The 19,499-nt window shown below is 71.1% G+C and carries 20 protein-coding genes; 7 read left to right on the forward strand and 13 right to left on the reverse strand.

Features of this window, described 5'->3' with window-relative positions:
• Positions 1-122: 122 nt before the first annotated feature.
• The 13 genes from ACYVMZ_RS14605 to ACYVMZ_RS14665 all read right to left on the reverse strand — a co-directional run bounded on the left by ACYVMZ_RS14605 (position 123) and on the right by ACYVMZ_RS14665 (position 13,471).
• Complete coding sequence (locus tag ACYVMZ_RS14605; RefSeq protein ID WP_461079473.1) at positions 123-938, reverse strand: hypothetical protein; 816 nt, start codon at positions 936-938, stop codon at positions 123-125.
• Positions 939-964: 26 nt separating this feature from the next.
• Positions 965-1,480, reverse strand: a complete 516-nt coding sequence (locus ACYVMZ_RS14610; RefSeq protein ID WP_461079475.1) for a hypothetical protein — start codon at positions 1,478-1,480, stop codon at positions 965-967.
• Positions 1,453-2,724: an MCE family protein gene (locus ACYVMZ_RS14615; protein WP_461079477.1), complete on the reverse strand. Its 1,272-nt coding sequence runs from the start codon at positions 2,722-2,724 to the stop codon at positions 1,453-1,455. Before ACYVMZ_RS14615 ends, ACYVMZ_RS14610 begins: the two co-directional genes overlap by 28 nt.
• Positions 2,721-3,998 (reverse strand): MCE family protein, encoded by a 1,278-nt coding sequence (locus ACYVMZ_RS14620; protein WP_461079479.1) that lies wholly within the window; start codon positions 3,996-3,998, stop codon positions 2,721-2,723. The genes ACYVMZ_RS14615 and ACYVMZ_RS14620 overlap by 4 nt, the downstream gene beginning before the upstream one ends.
• Complete coding sequence (locus ACYVMZ_RS14625; protein ID WP_461079601.1) at positions 3,995-5,131, reverse strand: MCE family protein; 1,137 nt, start codon at positions 5,129-5,131, stop codon at positions 3,995-3,997. Before ACYVMZ_RS14625 ends, ACYVMZ_RS14620 begins: the two co-directional genes overlap by 4 nt.
• Entirely contained in the window at positions 5,122-6,141 is a 1,020-nt protein-coding gene (locus tag ACYVMZ_RS14630) for an MCE family protein (RefSeq protein WP_461079481.1), read from the reverse strand. The genes ACYVMZ_RS14625 and ACYVMZ_RS14630 overlap by 10 nt, the downstream gene beginning before the upstream one ends.
• Positions 6,138-7,175, reverse strand: a complete 1,038-nt coding sequence (locus tag ACYVMZ_RS14635; protein WP_461079483.1) for an MCE family protein — start codon at positions 7,173-7,175, stop codon at positions 6,138-6,140. The genes ACYVMZ_RS14630 and ACYVMZ_RS14635 overlap by 4 nt, the downstream gene beginning before the upstream one ends.
• Positions 7,172-8,410, reverse strand: coding sequence for an MCE family protein (locus ACYVMZ_RS14640; protein WP_461079485.1), 1,239 nt, complete (start codon positions 8,408-8,410; stop codon positions 7,172-7,174). Before ACYVMZ_RS14640 ends, ACYVMZ_RS14635 begins: the two co-directional genes overlap by 4 nt.
• A gap of 5 nt (positions 8,411-8,415) precedes the next feature.
• On the reverse strand, positions 8,416-9,219 hold the full coding sequence (locus ACYVMZ_RS14645; RefSeq protein ID WP_461079487.1) for an MlaE family ABC transporter permease: 804 nt from the start codon (positions 9,217-9,219) through the stop codon (positions 8,416-8,418).
• 3 nt (positions 9,220-9,222) lie between these two features.
• Entirely contained in the window at positions 9,223-9,993 is a 771-nt protein-coding gene (locus ACYVMZ_RS14650) for an MlaE family ABC transporter permease (RefSeq protein ID WP_461079489.1), read from the reverse strand.
• Complete coding sequence (locus ACYVMZ_RS14655; RefSeq protein ID WP_461079491.1) at positions 9,990-10,994, reverse strand: ABC transporter ATP-binding protein; 1,005 nt, start codon at positions 10,992-10,994, stop codon at positions 9,990-9,992. The genes ACYVMZ_RS14650 and ACYVMZ_RS14655 overlap by 4 nt, the downstream gene beginning before the upstream one ends.
• Positions 10,995-11,116: 122 nt before the next feature.
• Positions 11,117-12,334, reverse strand: a complete 1,218-nt coding sequence (locus ACYVMZ_RS14660) for an RNA polymerase sigma factor (RefSeq protein WP_461079493.1) — start codon at positions 12,332-12,334, stop codon at positions 11,117-11,119.
• A 51-nt stretch (positions 12,335-12,385) separates the two neighbouring features.
• Positions 12,386-13,471, reverse strand: a complete 1,086-nt coding sequence (locus tag ACYVMZ_RS14665; RefSeq protein ID WP_461079495.1) for a lytic transglycosylase domain-containing protein — start codon at positions 13,469-13,471, stop codon at positions 12,386-12,388.
• Positions 13,472-13,711: 240 nt separating this feature from the next.
• Between ACYVMZ_RS14665 and ACYVMZ_RS14670 the strand changes: the two genes are divergently transcribed.
• The 7 genes from ACYVMZ_RS14670 (at position 13,712) to ACYVMZ_RS14700 (ending at position 19,455) form a co-directional block, all read left to right on the forward strand.
• The gene (locus ACYVMZ_RS14670) at positions 13,712-13,963 is read left to right on the forward strand and encodes a YkoF family thiamine-binding protein (RefSeq protein ID WP_461079497.1); all 252 of its coding nucleotides are present in this window, start codon (positions 13,712-13,714) and stop codon (positions 13,961-13,963) included.
• Positions 13,960-14,328 carry a helix-turn-helix domain-containing protein gene (locus ACYVMZ_RS14675; RefSeq protein ID WP_461079499.1) on the forward strand — a complete coding sequence of 123 codons (369 nt, stop codon included), beginning with the start codon at positions 13,960-13,962 and terminating at the stop codon, positions 14,326-14,328. The genes ACYVMZ_RS14670 and ACYVMZ_RS14675 overlap by 4 nt, the downstream gene beginning before the upstream one ends.
• A gap of 163 nt (positions 14,329-14,491) precedes the next feature.
• Entirely contained in the window at positions 14,492-15,007 is a 516-nt protein-coding gene (gene uraD, locus ACYVMZ_RS14680) for a 2-oxo-4-hydroxy-4-carboxy-5-ureidoimidazoline decarboxylase (RefSeq protein ID WP_461079501.1), read from the forward strand.
• Entirely contained in the window at positions 15,004-15,411 is a 408-nt protein-coding gene (uraH, locus tag ACYVMZ_RS14685) for a hydroxyisourate hydrolase (RefSeq protein ID WP_461079503.1), read from the forward strand. The genes uraD and uraH overlap by 4 nt, the downstream gene beginning before the upstream one ends.
• A gap of 4 nt (positions 15,412-15,415) precedes the next feature.
• On the forward strand, positions 15,416-16,339 hold the full coding sequence (gene pucL / locus ACYVMZ_RS14690) for a factor-independent urate hydroxylase (RefSeq protein ID WP_461079505.1): 924 nt from the start codon (positions 15,416-15,418) through the stop codon (positions 16,337-16,339).
• 112 nt (positions 16,340-16,451) lie between these two features.
• The gene (locus tag ACYVMZ_RS14695) at positions 16,452-17,831 is read left to right on the forward strand and encodes an 8-oxoguanine deaminase (protein WP_461079507.1); all 1,380 of its coding nucleotides are present in this window, start codon (positions 16,452-16,454) and stop codon (positions 17,829-17,831) included.
• A 223-nt stretch (positions 17,832-18,054) separates the two neighbouring features.
• Positions 18,055-19,455, forward strand: a complete 1,401-nt coding sequence (locus ACYVMZ_RS14700; protein ID WP_461079509.1) for a nucleobase:cation symporter-2 family protein — start codon at positions 18,055-18,057, stop codon at positions 19,453-19,455.
• The last annotated feature ends 44 nt before the right edge of the window (positions 19,456-19,499 follow it).

A 19,499-nucleotide genomic window follows, 5' to 3' on the forward strand; every position in this document is an offset into this window, starting at 1 on the left:
CGTATTGCGGAAGTTCATTTCTGCTTAATGGAAGATTGCCTGTGGTGGGGAAGGACTGTCAAGAGCGCACGCGAAAAAGCGCCCCCGCGCGGGCGGCGCGGGGGCGCAGAGGTACGGGCTGATCAGAGGGCGTCGACGGCGCTGACCTTCCAGCCGTCGGAGGTGCGGGTGAGGGTCATCCGCACCCGGTTCAGGTCCAGGCGGGGCGCGGAGACCTGGGTGCTCCGGGTGACCTGGTTGACGAACAGCAGCACCACGACCCGGTCCGGCGAGGCCGACACGACCGACGCCGCCGGGGTGCCGCCGCCCGGCGGTTCCACGACCGTCGCCTTCACCACCCCGCGGTACTTCTCGGCGGTCGGCGCGACCACGGTCCTGGTGGTCTTCCCGTACTCCTCGCGGAAGTCCCCGGTCAGATGGGCGCGGGCCCGGGCGAAGTCCCGGTCCAGATGCCGGTAGTCGTACGACAGCACGACCGGCGCCGCCTTGCGCGCGGCCGCAAGGGCCTGGCCCCGCGCGTCCTGGGTGCGAAGCCCTTCCCGGTACTGCCACCCGAGCACGGCCACCGCGACGAGGCCGGCCGCGAGGAGGAGGCCGAGCACGACGGTGGGCAGCCTCCGCCACCTCCTGACCGGTCGCTCCTCGGCGGACTCGGACGACTCGGAGGACTCGACCGGCTCGGACGACTCGGCCGATTCGACCGACTCGTGCGGTTCCGGGGACTCCGGGGACGGCTCGGGCGGGTCGTCCCAGCCGTCGGGGACCTCGATCACGACGGTGCGCCCGGAGATCCGCTCGTCCGGCGGCCCGTCGACGCTCTCGCGGTGCCGCGGGTCCTCCGCGCGCCGGGTGCGCTTGGCCGCCGCGCGGGCGGCCGCGGTCAGGGTGCGGCGGGCCGGGGCGCCGGCGCCGCGGGCTCGGGAGGTCGGGTTCGCCATGGTCTGTCTCCTCACGGGGGTGCCGGTCAGCCGACGAACTCGACGTCGGAGGTCAGCCAGCGCCCGCCCTCGAGCACGAGGTCGAGCTGCAACCGGTAGGTGCGTGCCTCTCCCTGGGGCACGGCGGTGTTGGTCACCTTGCTGTCGGCGACGACCAGGACCCGGGCCGAGCGGTCGTCGGACCGCACGATGCCCGCCTCCAGGACCTGTCCCTCGGACACCGACTTGTTCGCGGCGACCAGCCGGGTCAGTTCCTCGGTCTGCGCGGCGAACTCCTTCCTGAAGTCGCCAGTGGCGTTCTTCAGCACGTTGCCGCTGTCCCGGTCGTAGTGCCGGTAGTCGAGCGAGGTGAAGTTCAGCGCCGACTGGCGGGCCGCCGCCAGGATGTCCTGGTGGCGCTGGTCCGCCTCGCGCTGTGTGTACAGGCTGAGGCTCAGCCAGACCGCCAGCGCGGTGGTGAGGACGGTGGCCACGACGAGGCCCGCCGTCACCGCCCGGCCCGGCAGGGCCCGGCTCATGCCATCGGACCGACGAGCAGCCATTGCCACGACTCCTTTCCGAACACGCTCTGTTCGCCGCCGGCCGAGCCGATCTCGACGGGCTTTCCGTCCGGGCCGGTGGCGATGCCGGTCTCCGGGTCGTACGGGGTGACGTACGCCGCCCGGTCGGCACCGCCCGTACGGGACGTGGCGCCGGGGGCGTTCTGCGCGCCGCGCACCGAGGTGTCGCTGCCGCGCGGTGCGGTGCAGCGGGCGTCGGTGTTCGCCGCACGGGTGCTGGTGTCGGCGGGGTCGCGGCGCCGGGTGTCGTAGCCCTGGGTGCATGGCGGCGGGTCGTCGGCGTTCAGGACGAGCCCGAAGTGGGTCGTGCCGTCGCCGGGGATGACGGTGTAGCTGCCCGCGACCACCACGGGGAACGTCACCAGCGCCTGTTCCACGCCGGGCAGCCGCGCCACCATGACCCGGCCGCCGCTGATGAGGTTGGCCAGTAGCACCGGCAGGCTCGACTTGGTGGACTTCAGCAGGGAGTTCACCTCCACGGCCGCCGGTGTCGAGGTGTCGATCAGGCGGCGCAGGTCGCCGTCGCTCGACTTCAGCTGCGCCGTGAGCACCGCCAGGTCACGCGAGAACGACTTGATCGCCGAGCCCTGGTCGGCCTGTGTCTTGAGCACCGTCCGCGAGTCCTCGATCAGTGAGACGGTCTCCGGGAGCGCGTCGGAGGCCGACTCGACGAGCGCGTTGCCCGAGTCGACCAGACGGCTGAGGGACGGGCCGGTGCCGGCGAAGGCCTTGCCCAGCTCGTCGACGGTGGTGCGCAGATCGTCCTTGCCGACGGAGTTGACCAGCCGGTCGAGGCTCAGCACCAGCTCCGTGTTCGGCAGCGGCACCCGGGTGCGGCCGCGCGGGATCGTGCTGCCGTCGAGCAGGTACGGCCCGCCGGACCGGCGCGGCTGGAGGTCGACGTACTGCTCGCCGACCGCCGAGCGGTGGGCCACCACGGCCAGCGTGTCGGCCGGGATGCGCGCCCCGTCGTCGATCTCCAGGTCCGCCGTCACACCGGAGCCGGTCAGCCGCAGCGGGCCCACCCGCCCGACCGGCACGCCGCGGTAGGTGACCTCGGCGCCGGAGAAGATGCCCCCGGACTGGGCGAACTCGGCCCGCACGGTGTAGCCGCGGCCGAGCAGGCTGTCCACGAGGCCGGTGTACTCGGCGCCCACGTACGACACCCCGACCGCGGTGACCGTGGCGAAGGCGACCAGTTGGGCCTTGACCGTACGAGTGATCACGGCTGCATCCCCTTCAGCATCAGCTCGGCGAGCGCGAGGTCGATCCCCGGCGGGAGGCGGCGGGCGTCCGCACGGTGGTTGGCGGTGCACACCGGCGGGCACAACAGCCCGCCGTCCGAGGGCGGCGAGGGCTGCACGGACGGGGCCCCGGGCAGGTCGGGCGCGTCCGGTACGTCCGGCAGGTCGGGCGGCGTCGGCAGGGGTACGTCCGGCAGCTCGGGAAGGTCCGGGGTCCCGGGCGTGTCCGGGCCGCCGTCGCCCTGGCCGGGCTTGTCGGTGAGGTTGCCGTAGATGCTCGCCAGGTCGAGGTCGGCGGTGACCTTGAGGTTGACGTAGTCGCCCTTGATGGCGTCGGTCGCGTTGCGGGGGAACGGGTAAGTGGTCAGCAGTTCAAGGGAGTTGGGCAGATCGTCGCCCGCCTTGTTCAGCTGTTGGAGGATCGGGCGCAGCTGCCGGAGGTTGGCGACGGTGTCGTCCCGGGACGCGTTGACGACCCGGGTGCCCGTCTTGCCGAGTTTCGACAGCGCGGTGAGCATCTTCGTCAGGTCGCGCCGCTGGTCGGCGAGGACCTTCAGGGCCGGCGGCATGGTGTCGACGGCCGTGGCGATGGTCTTCTTCTCCTTGCCGAGCCGCTTGGCGAGCCGGTCGATGCCCTTGAGGGCGCGGACGATCTCCATGCGCTGGTCGTCCAGGCCGCCGAGGAACGTGTCGAGCTCCTTCAGCAGGGACTTCACCCGGTTCTCGCGGCCCTCCAGCGCCTTGTTCAGCTCGACGGTGATCGTCTTGAGCTGGGCCACCCCGCCGCCGTTGAGCAGCGCGGACAGCGCGGAGAGCACTTCCTCGATCTCGGGGTTGCGGCCGCTGCGGGACAGCGGGATGCGGTCGCCGTCGCCCAGCCGCCCGATCGGCGCGGCGCCGGGCGGCGGCGACAGGGCCACGTACTTCTCGCCGAGGATGCTGGTCTGCCGCAGCTCGGCGACCGCGTTGGCGGGCAGCTTCACCGAGTCGGCGATCCGCAGCCGCACCCGGGCGTGCCAGCCGGCCAGCTCCACCTTCTCGACGGCGCCCACCGTGACGTCGTTGACCTTCACCGCCGACTGCGGCACCAGGTCCAGGACGTCCCGGAACTCGACCGTGACGTGATAGGCGTGGCCGTCCGCGGCGGCGCCGCCGGGCAGCGGGACGTCGTACCAGCCGTTGACCTCGCAGCCGGACAGCAGCAGCGCGCCGACCGCCGTCCACGCCGCCGTGCCGCCCTTGCGCAGCATGCTCATGCCCTCGCCCCCAGGATTCCGCCGAGCGTCCGGTCGACCGTGCCGGACGCCGCCGGTGCGGTCGGCACCTCCGGCAGGGACTTGAACAGCTTCTCCAGATCCCGGCAGTCGGGGTTCTTGCCGCCCTCGTCGCCGGTCGTCTTCAGCAGGGAGCACAGCAGGGCGGCCGGGTCCTGCGGATGGTCGGGGTTGTTGCGGGTGTCGAGGGTGCCGGCGGAGGGGTTGTAGGCGTTCTGCAGGTTGGACAGACCGGCCGGGGCCACCTCCAGCAGCTCCTCCAGCGCGGCGCGTTGGGTGACCAGCACCTTGGTGACCTTGCTCAGCCCCTTGACGTTCGACGTCAGCGACTTCTTGTTCTTCTTCACGAAGTCGGACACGTCACCGAGGGCCGCACCGAGGTTCTTCAGCGCCGCTGCCAGGTCCTCGCGCTCCCCGGCGAGCTGCTCCGCGACCTTGGCGAGGCTGGAGTTGAAGGACCGTACGTCCTTGTCGTCGGCGGCGAGCGCGGCGGTGAACACCTGGAGGTTCCGCACGGTGCCGAACAGGTCGCCCCGGCCGCCGGACAGTGTGGTGACCGCCTGGGAGAGGTCCTCGACCGTCTGGTGGAGGTTCTCGCCCTGGCCTTCGAGGTTGTCCGCGCTCACGCCGAGCAGCCGCGACAGGGAGCCGTCCTTGTTGGCGCCCTTCGGGCCGAGCGCCTCGGCCGTGGTGTGCAGGCTGTCGAAGATCCGGTCCAGCTCGACGGGCACGGCCGTGCGCGTCTCTGGGATGACGTCGCCGTCCCGCAGGACCGGGCCCCTGCCCCGGTACACCGGCAGCAGCTGCACGTAACGGTCGCTGACCACCGAGGAGTTGACGATCGCCGCCTTGGCGTCCGCCGGGACCTTGCGGCCCTCGTCGTACTCCAGCTCGACCCGCACCCGGCCGCCCTCCGGCACGATCTCCTTGACCTGCCCGATCCGCACGCCGAGGACCCGGACGTCCGAGCCGGGGTAGATGCCGACCGTGCGCGGGAAGTACGCCGTCACGCGCACGGGTTCCGGGCGCGGCCACAGCACGTACGTCAGGGCGGCGACGAGGGCGAGGGCGGTGACCACAGCCACGCGCTTCTTCACTGGGGAGTTCACCGGGATCCTCCCGTGCGCGGCACCACGGGAGTGGCGACCATGTTCTGGATGTAGCTGTCGAACCAGCGGCCGTTGCCAAGGGTGTTGGTGAAGACCCGGACATAGGGCGCGAGCAGCTTCACGCTGCGGTCCAGGCTCGCCTGGTTGCGTTCGAGCATCTTCACGAAGGTGTTGAGGTTCTTCAGCGCGGGACCGATCTCCTTGCGGTTGTCCTCCACGAGGCCGGAGAGCTCGATGCCGAGCGCGGCGGAGGTCTTCAGGAGCTTGTGGATCGCCTTGCGGCGCTTGCTGATCTCCTGGAACAGCTGGTTGCCGTCCTTCACCAGGGCGGAGAAGTCCGACGAGCGTTCGGCCAGCACCCCGGTGACCCCGTTGGCGTGGTCGAGGAGTTCACCGAGGGCCTTGTCGCGCGAGGCCACCGTCCGAGAGATCCGCGACAGGCCCTTGATGGAGGCGCGGACCTCGGCGGGCGAGTCCTGGAAGGTGGTCGACAGGGTGTCCAGCGCCTTCGCCAGCCGCTCGGTGTCGACCTCCTCCGTCGTGGTCGTCAGATCGCTGAACGCCTGCACGACGTCGTACGCCGGGACCGTCCGCCGCAGCGGGATCTCACTGCCGGGCTTCAACTGCCCCGGGCCCTTGGGGTGCAGGGCGAGGTACTTCGCGCCGAGGATCGTCTTCACCCGGATCGACGCGCCGGTCCGGGTGCCGAACTCCGGGTCGTCCTTGAGCTTGAAGGTCACCTTGACGTGGTCGCCGTCCAGGTCGACGGTCTCCACCTTGCCGACCTTGACCCCGGCGATCCGCACCTCGTCGCCCGGCTTGAGCCCGCCCGCCTCGGAGAAGGCCGCGCTGTACGTCTCTCCGCCGCCGATCACCGGCAGGTCGTCGGCGTTGAACGCGGCGACGGTCAGCAGCGCCAGGGTGGTGAGGCCGGCGGCGCCGACGACCACCGGATTGCGCTCGCGGAAGGGCTTCAGGCGGGGCAGCCGCACGGTCCTGGGAAGTCGCAGTCTCATCCGCCGCACCTCGCCCGCGCCACGTGCAGCTCCGGAGTGAGGACCTGCTTGGTCTTCGGCAGCACGATCCGGCCGTCGAAGTCGCACAGGTAGAAGTTGAACCACGAGCCGTAGGACGCCGTCCCCGTCAGCTCGTTGAGCTTGTTCGGCAGCCGCTTCAGCACGCCCTCCACGGTCTTCTCGTTGTCGTTCAGCGTTCCGGTGAGCTCTTTGAGCTCGGTGATGTCGTCCTTGAGCGGCGGACGGGCGTCCTTCAGCAGCCCCGAGGTCGCCTCCGTCAGGTCGCCGATGCTCACCAGCGACTCGCCCAGCGGCTTGCGGTCGGCGGACAGCCCGGAGATCACCCGCCGCAGCTGCTTGAGCAGCGCGGAGAAACGGCCGCTGCGCTTGTCGAGCGTCTCCAGCACGGTGTTGAGGTTCTTGATCACCGAGCCGATCAGCTCGTCGCGGTCGGCGAGCGTCGTGGTGAGGGACGCGGTGTGCGCGAGCAGGCTGTTGACCGTGCCGCCCTCGCCCTGCAGGGTCTTGATGATCGAGGTGGCCAGGCGGTTGACGTCGTTCGGGCTGAGCGCGGCGAACAACGGCTTGAAACCGTCCAGCAGGACGTTGAGGTCCAGCGCGGGCTGCGTCCGGGACAGCGGGATGGTGCCGCCGGGCCGCAGCCGGGTGCCGTCGCCCGCGCCCTCGGTGAGCGCGATGTAGCGCTGCCCGACCAGGTTCCGGTAGCGCACCACCGCGTGGGTGCTGGCCAGCAGCGGGCGGTCGGCGCCGACGGTGAAGGTGACCTCGGCCAGCGTCCGGTCCTTGATCCGGATGTCCTCGACCTGGCCGACCCGCACCCCGGCGACCCGGATGTCGTCGCCCTCCTCCAGGCCGGTGACGTCGCTGAACACCGCCCGGTAGGTCTCCTTGGGGGTGAAGGAGATGTTGACGATGGTGGCGGCGAGCAGGGCCGTCGCCAGGATCGTGACCAGCGCGAAGAGGCTGAACTTGACCAGCGGTGCCGCGGTCTGCAGGGCTCCTGATCTCCTCATGCGACGTTCACCGCCGTTCCCCGGGCCAGCGGACCGAACAGCAGGGTCGCCACCGGCGGGACCTCGTCCGCGGGCACGCCCAGGACCGGGGCCACGAGCGAGCCGACGGCCCGCTGTTCGGCCCCGGTGGCGGACACCGGTGGCGGCGGACTGCTGGAACTGCCGGACTTCGTCCCGTCGTTGAGCTTGGTGTGCGGTGCGGGCACCTGCGGATGGGGCAGACCCCGGCAGTTCGGGCCGGACCGCTCGCCGTAGCGGGGCTCCTCGCCGGGCTCGTACCCGGGCCGCTGTCGTACGACTTCCAGCGTGATCCGCATCTCGCCGCCCCGGAACGTCTCCTCGGCCGCCTTGTTCTGCCGGACCAGGCCGGCCAGCAGGCACGGGTACTCGGGGGAGTAGCGGGCGAACAGCTGCAGCGTGGGCCGGGAGACCCGGCCCAGCGTGATCAGCCGGTCGCCGTTGTCGTCGAGGTAGCCGCGGGCGGTGTCGGCGACGGTCGCGGTGCTGCGCAGGCCCGAGGCCAGCCGGTCCTTCTTCTCCACGAGGGTGCGGCTGGTGGTGACCGTGTTGCGCAGGATCCTCATCAGGTCGGGTGCCGCGTCGCCGTACATCTCGGCGACGTCCGCGAACCGCGAGATGTCCTCCTGCAGGGACGGCAGATGCGGGTTGAGGCGGCGCAGATAGTCCTCGACCCGGGTGAGGTTGGCGCCGATCCGGTCGCCCCGGCCCTCCAGCGCGGTGGCGAACGCCGACAGCGTGGCGTTGAGTTCACCGGGCTCGACGGTCCGCAGCAGCGGCAGCAGGTCGTTCATCAGCTGCTGCAGCTCCATGCCGACCTTCGTACGGTCCTGCGGGATGACGTCCCCGGCCCGGATGGGCCGGGCCGAGGAACGGGCGGGCGCCACCAGGTCGACGTACTTCTCGCCGAACAGCGTCTTGGGCAGCAGCCGCGCCCGCACGTCGGACGGGATGAACGCCGTGTACTCCGGCTTCAGCGCGAGGTCGAGCGTCGCCTTCGTCCCGTCGGCGTGCACCGCCCGCACTTCGCCGACCAGCAGCCCGCGCAGCTTGACGTCGGCGCGCGGATCGAGCTGGTTGCCGAGCCGGTCGGCCTGGAGCGTGACACGCACGACGGGGGTGAACGCCTGCTGGTAGACGGCCACGGCAAGGGACAGCAGCAGCGCGAGCACGGCGAGGAAGACGACACCGTACAGCCGTAGTCTGATGGTTCTCACCGGCCTCACCCCGCGATCCGCACGGTCGTGTTGGCGCCCCAGATCGCGAGGCTCAGGAAGAAGTCCAGGACGTTGATCGCCACGATCGAGGTGCGCACCGCACGGCCCACGGCGACGCCGACCCCGGCCGGTCCGCCGCTCGCGTGGTAGCCGTGGTAGCAGTGCACGAGGATGATCAGGACCGCGAAGACGATCACCTTGCCGAACGACCAGAGCACGTCGACCGGCGGCAGGTACTGGTGGAAGTAGTGGTCGTACGTGCCCGTCGACTGCCCGTAGTAGACGGTGGTGATGGTCCGGGCGGCGAGGTACGAGGACAGCAGCCCGACCACGTACAGCGGGATCACGGCGACGAACCCGGCGATCATCCGGGTGGTGACCAGGAACGGCAGTGAGGGGACGCCCATCACCTCCAGGGCGTCGGTCTCCTCGCTGATCCGCATCGCGCCGAGCTGCGCGGTGAACCCGGCGCCGACCGTCGCCGACAGGGCGAGCCCGGCCACCAGCGGCGCGATCTCCCGGGTGTTGAAGTACGCCGACAGGAACGCCACGAAGTTGGAGGTGCCGAGCTGGTTGAGGGCCGCGTAGCCCTGCAGGCCCACCTCGGTGCCGGTGAAGAACGACAGGAAGGCGATCACGCCGACCGTGCCGCCCACGACGGCCAGCGCGCCCCGGCCGAAGCTCACCTCGGCCAGCAGCCGCAGGACCTCCTTCTTGTAGCGGCGCAGGGTGCGGCCCGTCCACGCCAGCGAGCGGCCGTAGAAGGCGAGCTGGCTCCCCAGCTCCTCCAGACGAATGAGCAGCGCCATGCCTCAGCCCCTCTGCGGAACGACTTGGAAGTACACGGCGGTCATCACGAAGTTCGTCACGAACAGCAACATGAAGGTGATCACCACGGACTGGTTGACCGCGTCGCCCACGCCCTTGGGACCGCCTTTGGCGTTCAGTCCCTTGTACGAGGCGACGATCGCGGCGATCGCCCCGAACACCAGCGCCTTCAGCTCGGCCGCCCACAGGTCGGAGAGCTGGGCGAGGGTGGTGAAGGAGGCGAGGTAGGCGCCCGGGGTGCCGTTCTGCAGGACGACGTTGAAGAAGTAGCCGCCCGCCACACCGACGACCGACACCAGCCCGTTGAGCAGGACGGCCACCACCATGGAGGCCAGCACGCGCGGCACCACCAGCCGGTGGATCGGGTCGATGCCGAGCACCTGCATCGCGTCGATCTCGTCCCGGATCTTGCGCGCCCCGAGGTCCGCGCAGATCGCCGTACCGCCCGCCCCCGCGATCAGCAGCGCGGTGACGATCGGCGAGGCCTCCCGCAGCACCGCGAGCACGGACGCGGCACCCGAGAACGACTGCGCCCCCAGCTGCCGGGTCAGGCTGCCGATCTGCAGCGCGATGACCGCCCCGAAGGGGATCGACACGAGGGCCGTCGGCAGGATCGTCACGCTCGCGATGAACCACGCCTGCTGGATGAACTCCCTTATCTGAAAGGGGCGTCGGGGAATGGTCCGTACGACGTCCAGCGCCAGGGCGAACAGGTCGCCGGAGTGCCGCAGCGCGCCGGTGGGGGAGAGGCTCATGCGTCGGCCACCTCCTTCCGGTCCTGCGGGTCCTTCCGGTCCTTCCGGTCCTGCGAGTCCTTCCGGTCCTGCGCTTCCTTCTGGTGCAGTTCGGCCTCGCGTCTGGCGATCGCCTCCCAGCGGGGCGGGCGGGGGATGCCGGGGCCCGGCAGCAGGCGGGGAGTCAGCTCCTGACCGCCGGGGGTCTGCGGAGGGCCGTCACCGATCTGCGCGAGCTCCTGCTCGACCTGCGCGGCGTCCTTCTCCTCCGCCATGCCGATCGGGCCCTGCATCCGTCCGTTCAGGAACTGCCGTACGACCGGCTCGTCGCTGGTCAGCAACTGCTCCCGGGGCCCGAACATCACCAGCTCACGGCGGAACAGCAGCCCGATGTTGTCCGGCACCTGGCGGGCCGAGGCGATGTCGTGCGTGACGATCAGGAACGTCGCGTCGATCTGGGCGTTGAGGTCGACGATCAGCTGGTTGAGATAGGCGACGCGGACGGGATCGAGGCCCGAGTCGGGCTCGTCGAAGAGGATGATCTCCGGGTCCAGCACCAGGGCCCGGGCCAGCCCGGCCCGCTTGCGCATGCCGCCGGAGATCTCCCCGGGCAGCTTCCCCTCCGCGCCGATCAGCCCGACCATGTCCATCTTCTCCAGCACGATGCGCCGGATCTCGCTCTCGGACTTGCGGGTGTGCTCGCGCAGTGGGAAGGCGATGTTGTCGTACAGGTTCATCGAGCCGAACAGCGCGCCGTCCTGGAACAGCACGCCGAACAGTTTGCGCACCTCGTACAGGTCGTGCTCGCGCAGCTTCGTGATGTCCCGGCCCGCGACCTTGATCGAGCCGCGTTCCGGCTTGAGCAGCCCGACGAGCGTCTTGAGGAACACCGACTTGCCCGTCCCCGAGGGGCCGAGCATGACCGAGACCTCCCCGGCGGGCAGCGTCAGCGACACGTCCTGCCAGATGACCTGGTGACCGAAGGACTTGGTCAGCCCCTCCACACAGATCTCGACACCCATCCGGTTCACCCTTCGCCCGTGCATTCGCCCTGGTGAGCAGCTCCGACATCTGCTCTACGGGGAGGGGCGGGGCGTCCGTCGCGGCGAAGGCCGGATTTTTTCGGACGGGTTTGCGGTCGCGGCTACGGCAGCCGCGTGTCCGGCGTGCCCATGGTGGGTGCGGGCAGGGAGGCCGACGGTACCGCCGGGGTCTCCGGGGCCGCCGGAACCGGTGAGGTCGCGGGAACCTTCGGGACCGACGGGACAGCGGACCCGGCCGGCAGCTCCGGCACGGCCGGCAGCTCCGGCACATCGGGCACGTCGGGCACATCAGTGACGTCGGGCACGTCGGGCACCTGCGGCAGCCCGGGCTCCGACAGCACCGGAAGCGGCGACACCTCCGGGAGCGACGGCACGGACAGCGGCAGCAGCGAACCGTCGGCAGGGGACTTTGTCGCACCCGGGCGGCCGGGGACCGCCGACCCGGGCGAGGACCCGCGCGTCTCCGGAGCCCGCATCCGGCCGGTGGTGCCGTCCGTCCGGAGCACCTCCACGCCCCGCGACGTGGACGGCCGTGGCGTCGCCGGATCGTTTCCGCTGCCATCGAGCGCGTACGGCAGGACGAACCCCGCCACCGCCAGCGTGGCCGCCGTCGAGGCGGCCGCCACGGCCTGCGCCTTGCCGCCCGACCGCGGCCGTCCCCGCCCGAGCAGGAACAGCGCCAGCCCGAGCGTCCCGGCCAGTGAGTTCCGCAGCGTGCGCCGGGCCCGGGCCAGCAGCGACTCGACGGTCCGGTAACTGAGCCCCATCCGCACGGCCACCTGGCCGACGTCGAGGTCCTGCGACTTCAGCCGCAGCGCCTCCGCCTGCCGGGCGGGCAGCTCCCCGCTGCGCACCGCCAGCCACCTGGCCTCGGCCCGGTCGCACACCGCCTCCTCGACGGGCACCGGACCCGGTGCGACGAGCGTCGGGCTGGTGCGTACCTCGGCCTCCCGGTTGACCTGGCGGTACCGGTCCACGCACAGCCGCATGGTCACGGTCGTCAGCCAGGCCCCCAGGCGCTCGTCGTCCAGGTCCGGGCGCTCGGCGGCGCGCAGCATCGCCTCGTGCACCGCGTCCTCGGCGTCCTCCAGGCTCATCGACCGGCGCCGGGCCACCTTGAGCAGCTGCTCGCGGTGACTCCACATGCGCTGCCACCGCTCCTGCGCCGCGTGCGCCTCCGCGGCCACGCCCGTAGGCATGGCCGCGGCCACGCCCGTAGGCATGGCCGCGGCCACGCCCGAAGGCATGTCCGCGGCCACGCCCGAAGGCATGTCCGAAGGCATGTCCGTAGCCATGTCCGCAGGCATGTCCGTCGCCATGAGGGCCCCTTCGCGCTCACCCGCCGGTTGGTGCTCCGGCGGGGCGCGACATTACCGCCCGGTAGCCATGCTTGTGGAGGGGGCGGAGGCCATCGAGTCCACATCGTTGCCGGTCAGCGGTCCGCCGCTGGGCAGCAGGTCGTCGCCGGGCACGTCGACGCCGGTGCCGGGCGCAGGGAGCGCGGGCGGCTCCGTCTCTCGCGCCCCGCCCGTCGGACGGGACGGGGTGGGGGTGGGGGAGGCGGGCGCGGAAGGGGTCCGGGAGGGGGCGGCGGCGCTCGGGCGGGGGGACGGAGTCGGCGAGGGCTTCGCCGGCGCCGGCTTCGACGGCGAGGGCTTCGGACGCGCCGAGGCCCGCTCGGAGCTGTCCGGCACCACCCGGTGCCCGGTCAGGAAGTACGCGTACCAGGCCCGGACCGTGCGCAGATACGCCGCCGAGTGGTTGTAGCCGAGGATCGCCCGGTCCAGCTCGGCCGGGTCGGAGAGGTCCCGCCCGCCCGCGCACAGATAGCGCCCGGCGGCGAGTGCCGCGTCGAAGACGTTGTTCGGATCCGCGCGCCCGTCGCCGTTGCCGTCCGCGCCCCAGCGGGCCCAGGTCGACGGGATGAACTGCATCGGCCCGACCGCGCGGTCGTACACCGCGTCCCCGTCGTACGCGCCGCCGTCGGTGTCCCGGATGACGGCGAAGGCGCCGCCGTCCAGCCGCGGCCCGCGGATCGGCGTCACGGTCGTCCCGTCCGCGTCCACCCGGCCGCCCCGGGCCTGCCCGGACTCCACCTGGCCGATCGCGGCCAGCAGCTGCCACCGCAGCCGGCACCCGGGAGCGGTTCGGGCGAGCTCCTCCTCGGCCTGCCGATAGGCGGCGAACACGCTCGCCGGCAGCGCGGCCCCCGTCGGCACGGCGCCGTGTGCCCCGCCCGCTCCGGCCTCTTCACCTGCTTCGGTCCGCAGCGGTGGAAGGTCGGTGCGGTACGGGCTGTCGCCGGACACACTCGGCCCGCGCTCGGCGGGCACCTTCGGTACCGGCGCCGAGGCGCGTGCCGGGAGTGCCCCCGGCGCCTGTGACGCGGTCAGCGCCGCCATCGCGGCCGCCGTGATCGCCGTAGCCCTGACCCCTCGCGCTCTGTGCCCTGCCACGTTCGTGTCCCCTCCTCGTGGGCTGTTGTCATGAGCTCTACGGGGAGGGGGTGGGGGGTCCGTCGGGCGGGACGGAGAATTCCCGGAGAATCCGGAGAATCCGAGGAAGCGGCCGGAGCGGCGGCACGGGCGAGGTCCGCGGCCGGGTCCGTTAAGGTCTCCCCAAGCGGCCGCGCCGGTCCGGTCCCGATCGCGGACCTGGCGGCACGCGCGGGTCGGAGCAGATGCCATGGGGGCACAGTGCGACTGAAAGTGGAGTTCACGACCGAGCCCTTCGACCTCGATCAGGCGCCCGCGCACGCGCTGGTCGCCCGCGAGGTCATCGAGGCGGCCGAGCTGGACGCGGTGGACGTCGGCCCGTTCGGCAACACCGCCGAGGGGGCCGCCGACACGGTGCTCACCGCCGTGGACGCGCTGCTGCGCAAGTCCCTGGAGGCCGGCGCCACCCGGATCTCGCTGCAGATCAACGTGGTCGGGGAGGGCGAGCGGTGACCGGCACCGGCGACGAGCCGTTCATCGCGGCCGTGAAACCGCTGGTCGACGCGATCGGCGGGGAGATGCTCCCGCCGGACGAGGCCGGCCCCGACGACGTCGTGCTGACCTGGGAGGGCACCGACGCCGTCGCCGTACGCCTGCCGCAGCTCGCGGACTCCCTGGACCACATCCTCGCCGCCATGGAGCGCCAGAAGGGCAAGCCGCTGTCCGAGCTGGACCGCAAGGCCAAGCAGGAGGTCGTACGGACCCTGGAGGCACGCGGTGCCTTCTCCGTGCGGCACGGCGTGGAGACCGTGGCGAGCGCGCTCGGAGTCAGCCGCTTCACCGTCTACAACTACCTCAACCGGCAGAAAGAGACCTGAGCGGGACGGGGCCCCGGTCGGCAGCGCCAGAGCGTTCGCCGCTCCGGCGGCACGCCGACGGCCTCGGAATTTTCAACAAAGTGTTGACGAGGTGTCGCTGAAGGGCGTTAGCTACTGCCACGCCCGTTCAGCACGAAGGCCGTATCCGGCCACGGAGGCTCCCGTGACGTCCACTTCCACGCCGCCGGGCCTGGCCCGTTTCAACGCCCTCGAGGAGCACGCGGCCTACGCTGCCCTCCACGAGGCGTGCGCCGCCACGGCGTGGGCGAAGCGGCTGCTGGCCGCCCGCCCCTACGCGACCTGCGAGGACCTGTACGCCGCCAGCGACGCCGCCATGGCGGAGCTGACCGCCGAGGACCTCGCAGAGGCCATGGCCGGGCACCCGCCGATCGGCCGCCCGAAGCCCGGCGACCCCACCTCGGCCCGGGAGCAGCGTGGCATGGCCGGCGCCTCCGAGGAGCTCAAGGCGGAGATGCTGGAGTTGAACCTGGCCTACCAGGAGAAGTTCGGCCATGTGTTCCTGATCTGCGCCACCGGCAGGACCGGCGAGCAGATGCGCGACGCGGTCAGGGAACGGATCGGGAACTCGCCCGAGCGGGAGCGGGAGATCGTCCGCACCGAACTGGGCAAGATCAACCGTATTCGCCTGGCCCGACTGCTCGAAGAGGAAACCGCATGAGCACCAGCACCACCGCCTCCGTGTCCACCCACATCCTGGACACCAGCATCGGCCGCCCCGCCGAGGGCGTCGCCGTCCACCTCTCCGCCCGCGCGGGCCGGGAGGCGCACTGGCAGGCGCTCGGCGGCTCCGCGACCGACGCGGACGGGCGGTGCAAGGACCTCCCGGCCCTGCCGGAGGGGACCACCCACGTACGGCTCGACTTCGCCGTCGAACCGTACTTCGAGAAGTTCGCGAACAAGCAAGCCGATGCGCAGCAGGACGCCCCCGCGAATCGGGACAGCGGTGCCGCAGGAGTGTTCTTCCCGGAGGTGGCGATCACGTTCGCCGTCGTGCCCGGCGAGCACTACCACGTACCGCTGCTGCTCAACCCGTTCGGCTACTCCGTTTACCGAGGGAGCTAGCTAAATGCCCACCATTCTGGGACAGAACCAGTACGGCAAGGCCGAGAACCGAGTCGTCAAGATCACGCGGGACGGCGCCACCCACCACATCAAGGACCTGAACGTCTCGGTCGCCCTGTCCGGCGACATGGACGAGGTCCACTACTCCGGCTCCAACGCCAACGTCCTGCCGACCGACACCACCAAGAACACGGTGTACGCGTTCGCCAAGGAGTACGGCATCGAGTCCGCCGAGCAGTTCGGCATCCACCTCGCCCGCCACTTCGTGACGAGTCAGGAGCCGATCCACCGGGCCCGGATCCGCATCGAGGAGTACGCCTGGGAGCGGATCGAGACCTCCGACGCCAACTCCAAGTTCATCGGCGCCGACGAGGTCAAGCACTCCTTCGTACGGAAGGGCCAGGAGGTCCGGCTGACCCAGATCACCTACGACGGCTCGTCGTGGGAGGTCATCTCCGGTCTGAAGGACCTCGTCGTGATGAACTCGACGAACTCCGAGTTCTGGGGCTACGTCAAGGACAGGTACACGACGCTGAAGGAGGCCTACGACCGCATCCTGGCCACCCAGGTCTCCGGCCGCTGGCGGTTCAACTGGACCGACGACGAGCAGAAGATGCCCAACTGGGAGAAGTCCTACGAGCAGACCAGGAAGCACATGCTCCAGGCCTTCGCCGAGACCTACTCCCTGTCGTTGCAGCAGACGCTGTACCAGATGGGCGCGCGCATCATCAACCACCGCAGCGAGATCGACGAGGTCCGCTTCTCCCTCCCGAACAAGCACCACTTCCTGGTGGACCTGGAGCCGTTCGGACTGAAGAACGACAACGAGGTGTACTTCGCCGCCGACCGTCCCTACGGCCTGATCGAGGCGACGATCCTGCGGGACGGCTGCGAGGCGAGGATCCCGGTGGACCTCACCAACCTCTGATCCACCCCCTCCTTTCGGCACCCGTGGCCGGGGAACCGCTTCTCCGGCCACGGCACTCAAAACTCCCCAGGGTCCTGCCGTGCCCTCTCCACAGACGCGAAAAGGACGAACCATGGCAGCAGCCCAGCGCATCGTCATCGAGAACTGCGCGATCGCGACCGTCGACGCGAACGACACCGAGTACGCCTCCGGGTACGTCGTCCTCGCCGGCAACCGCATCGAGTCGCTCGGCGCGGGCACCGCCCCCGAGGGCCTGGAGAACGTCGTACGCCGTATCGACGCCACTGGGCACCTCGTGACCCCCGGACTGATCAACACCCACCACCACTTCTACCAGTGGATCACCCGGGGTCTGGCCACGGACCACAACCTCTTCAACTGGCTCGTGGCGCTGTACCCGGTGTGGGCGCGCATCGACGAGGAGATGGTGTACGCGGCGGCCCAGGGCTCGCTCGCGATGATGGCCCGCGGCGGCGTCACCACCGCCATGGACCACCACTACGTCTTCCCGCAGGGCTCCGGCGACCTGTCCGGCGCGATCATCCGCGCCGCCCGCGAGATGGGGGTGCGCTTCACCCTCGCCCGCGGCTCCATGGACCGCAGCGAGAAGGACGGCGGCCTGCCGCCGGACTTCGCCGTCGAGACCCTGGAGGGCGCGCTGGCCGCCACCGAGGAGACCGTCAAGCAGCACCACGACGCCTCCTTCGACGCGATGACCCAGGTCGCCGTCGCCCCCTGCTCCCCGTTCTCCGTCTCCACCGAACTGCTCCGGGACGGCGCCCAGCTGGCCCGCCGCCTCGGCGTACGGCTCCACACCCACGGTTCGGAGACCGTGGAGGAGGAGAAGTTCTGCCACGAACTGTTCGGCATGGGCCCGACCGACTACTTCGAGTCCACCGGCTGGCTCGGCGAGGACGTGTGGATGGCGCACTGCGTCCACATGAAGGACTCCGACATCGCCGCCTTCGCCCGCACCAGGACCGGCGTCGCCCACTGCCCGTCCTCCAACGCCCGTCTGGCCGCCGGTATCGCCCGCGTGCCGGACATGCTGAAGGCCGGCGTCCCGGTCGGCCTCGGCGTCGACGGCACCGCGTCCAACGAGTCCGGCGAACTCCACACCGAGCTGCGCAACGCCCTCCTCATCAACCGCCTCGGCGCCCACCGCGAGGCCGCCCTGAACGCCCGCCAGGCCCTGCGCCTCGGCACCTACGGCGGCGCCCAGGTCCTGGGCCGCGCGGCCGAGACCGGCTCCCTGGAACCGGGCAAGCTCGCCGACCTGGTGCTGTGGAAGCTGGACACACTGGCCCACTCCTCCATCGCCGACCCGGTGACCGCCCTGGTCTTCGGCGCGGCGGCCCCGGTCACCGCCTCCTTCGTGAACGGCCGCCAGATCGTGGAGAACGGCCAGCTGCTCACCGTCGACGAGGACGCGATCGCCCGCTCGACGCGGGACGAGGCACAGCGGCTGGCAAGGATCGCCGCGCAGGGCTGACGGGTTCGCAGATCTCCGGCCGGGAGGGACGGCTCCCGGCCGGTGGCCGTGGACCCGAGCGGGGTCCACGGCGGCCGTCTCCGGGGCGCGCGTGGACGCGTGCGCCCCGGAACGGTCCCGTCCGCATGTCGATGTCCGGTCCCGCACGACCACCCGCACCACCTCCCTGAAACCCACGGCAGCTTTCCGGCGCTGCCGTGTAACCGACCGGAGGAGAGCCGCCGTGGCCGACCACCCAGCCGTACACCCCGTCGACGAGAAACTCCCCGCCCTGAGGATGGCGACCACCGGCCTTCAGCACGTGGCCGCCATGTATGCGGGAGTCGTCGCCCCACCCCTGATCGTCGGCGCGGCCATCGGCCTCACCGGCACCGAACTGACCTTCCTCACCGGCGCCTGCCTGTTCACCGCGGGCCTGGCCACCTTCCTCCAGACCCTCGGCATCTGGAAGATCGGCGCCCGCCTGCCGTTCGTCAACGGCGTCACCTTCGCGGGCGTCGCCCCGATGACCGCGATCGTCGCCTCCACCGACGACAAGTCCGACGCGTTGCCGATCATCTTCGGCGCGGTCATCGTCGCGGGCGTTCTGGGTTTCCTTGCGTCTGGCGTCTTCTGCAAGGCGGTCCGCTTCTTCCCACCGGTCGTCACCGGCACGGTGATCACCCTCATCGGCGTCTCCCTCCTGCCGGTCGCGTTCGGCTGGGCCCAGGGCCCGAGCCCCTCGGCCGAGGACTACGGGGCACCGACCAACCTGGGCCTGGCGGCGGCGACCCTCGTCATCGTCCTGCTCCTGCGCCGCTTCACCCGCGGCTTCGTCAAGCAGATCGCCGTGCTGCTGGGCCTGGTCGCGGGCACGCTCCTCGCGATCCCGTTCGGTGTCACGGACTTCGGGCCGGTCACCGAGGCCGATGTCGTCGGCTTCCCGACGCCGTTCCACTTCGGCGCCCCGCAGTTCCAGCTGGCCGCGATCCTGTCGATGTGCGTGGTCATGGTCGTGTCGATGACCGAGTCGACCGCCGACATGCTGGCGCTCGGCGAGATCGTCGACCGCCCGGCGGACGAGAAGACCATCGCCGCGGGCCTGCGCGCCGACACCCTGGGCTCGGCGATCAGCCCGCTGTTCAACGGCTTCATGTGCAGCGCCTTCGCCCAGAACATCGGCCTCGTCGCCATGACGAAGATCCGCAGCCGGTACGTCGTCGCCGCCGGCGGCGCCTTCCTGGTCCTCATGGGCCTGTGCCCCGTGGCCGCCTCGCTCATCGCCGTCGTACCGCGCCCGGTTCTCGGCGGCGCGGGCGTGGTCCTCTTCGGCTCGGTCGCGGCCAGCGGCATCCAGACCCTGGTCCGGGCCGGCCTGGACAAGGACAACAACGTCCTGATCGTGGCCGTCTCCCTGGCCGTGGGCATCATCCCGATCACGGCGCCGGAGTTCTACCACGCCTTCCCGGAGACGGCGAAGATCGTGCTCGACTCGGGCATCTCGACGGGGTGTGTGGCGGCGGTGCTGCTGAACCTGGTCTTCAACCACCTGGGCAGGGGCGGCCGGGACGCGCAGGACGTCACCCATCCCATGGAGGCGGGGGAGGAGATCACCGGGACGACCCGGGCCCCGGCCGCGCCCTGAGACGGGCGCACAGCCCCGCCTGCTCGATGGCGTCGCCCAGCGCA

The sequence above is a fragment of the Streptomyces deserti genome (assembly GCF_054782695.1).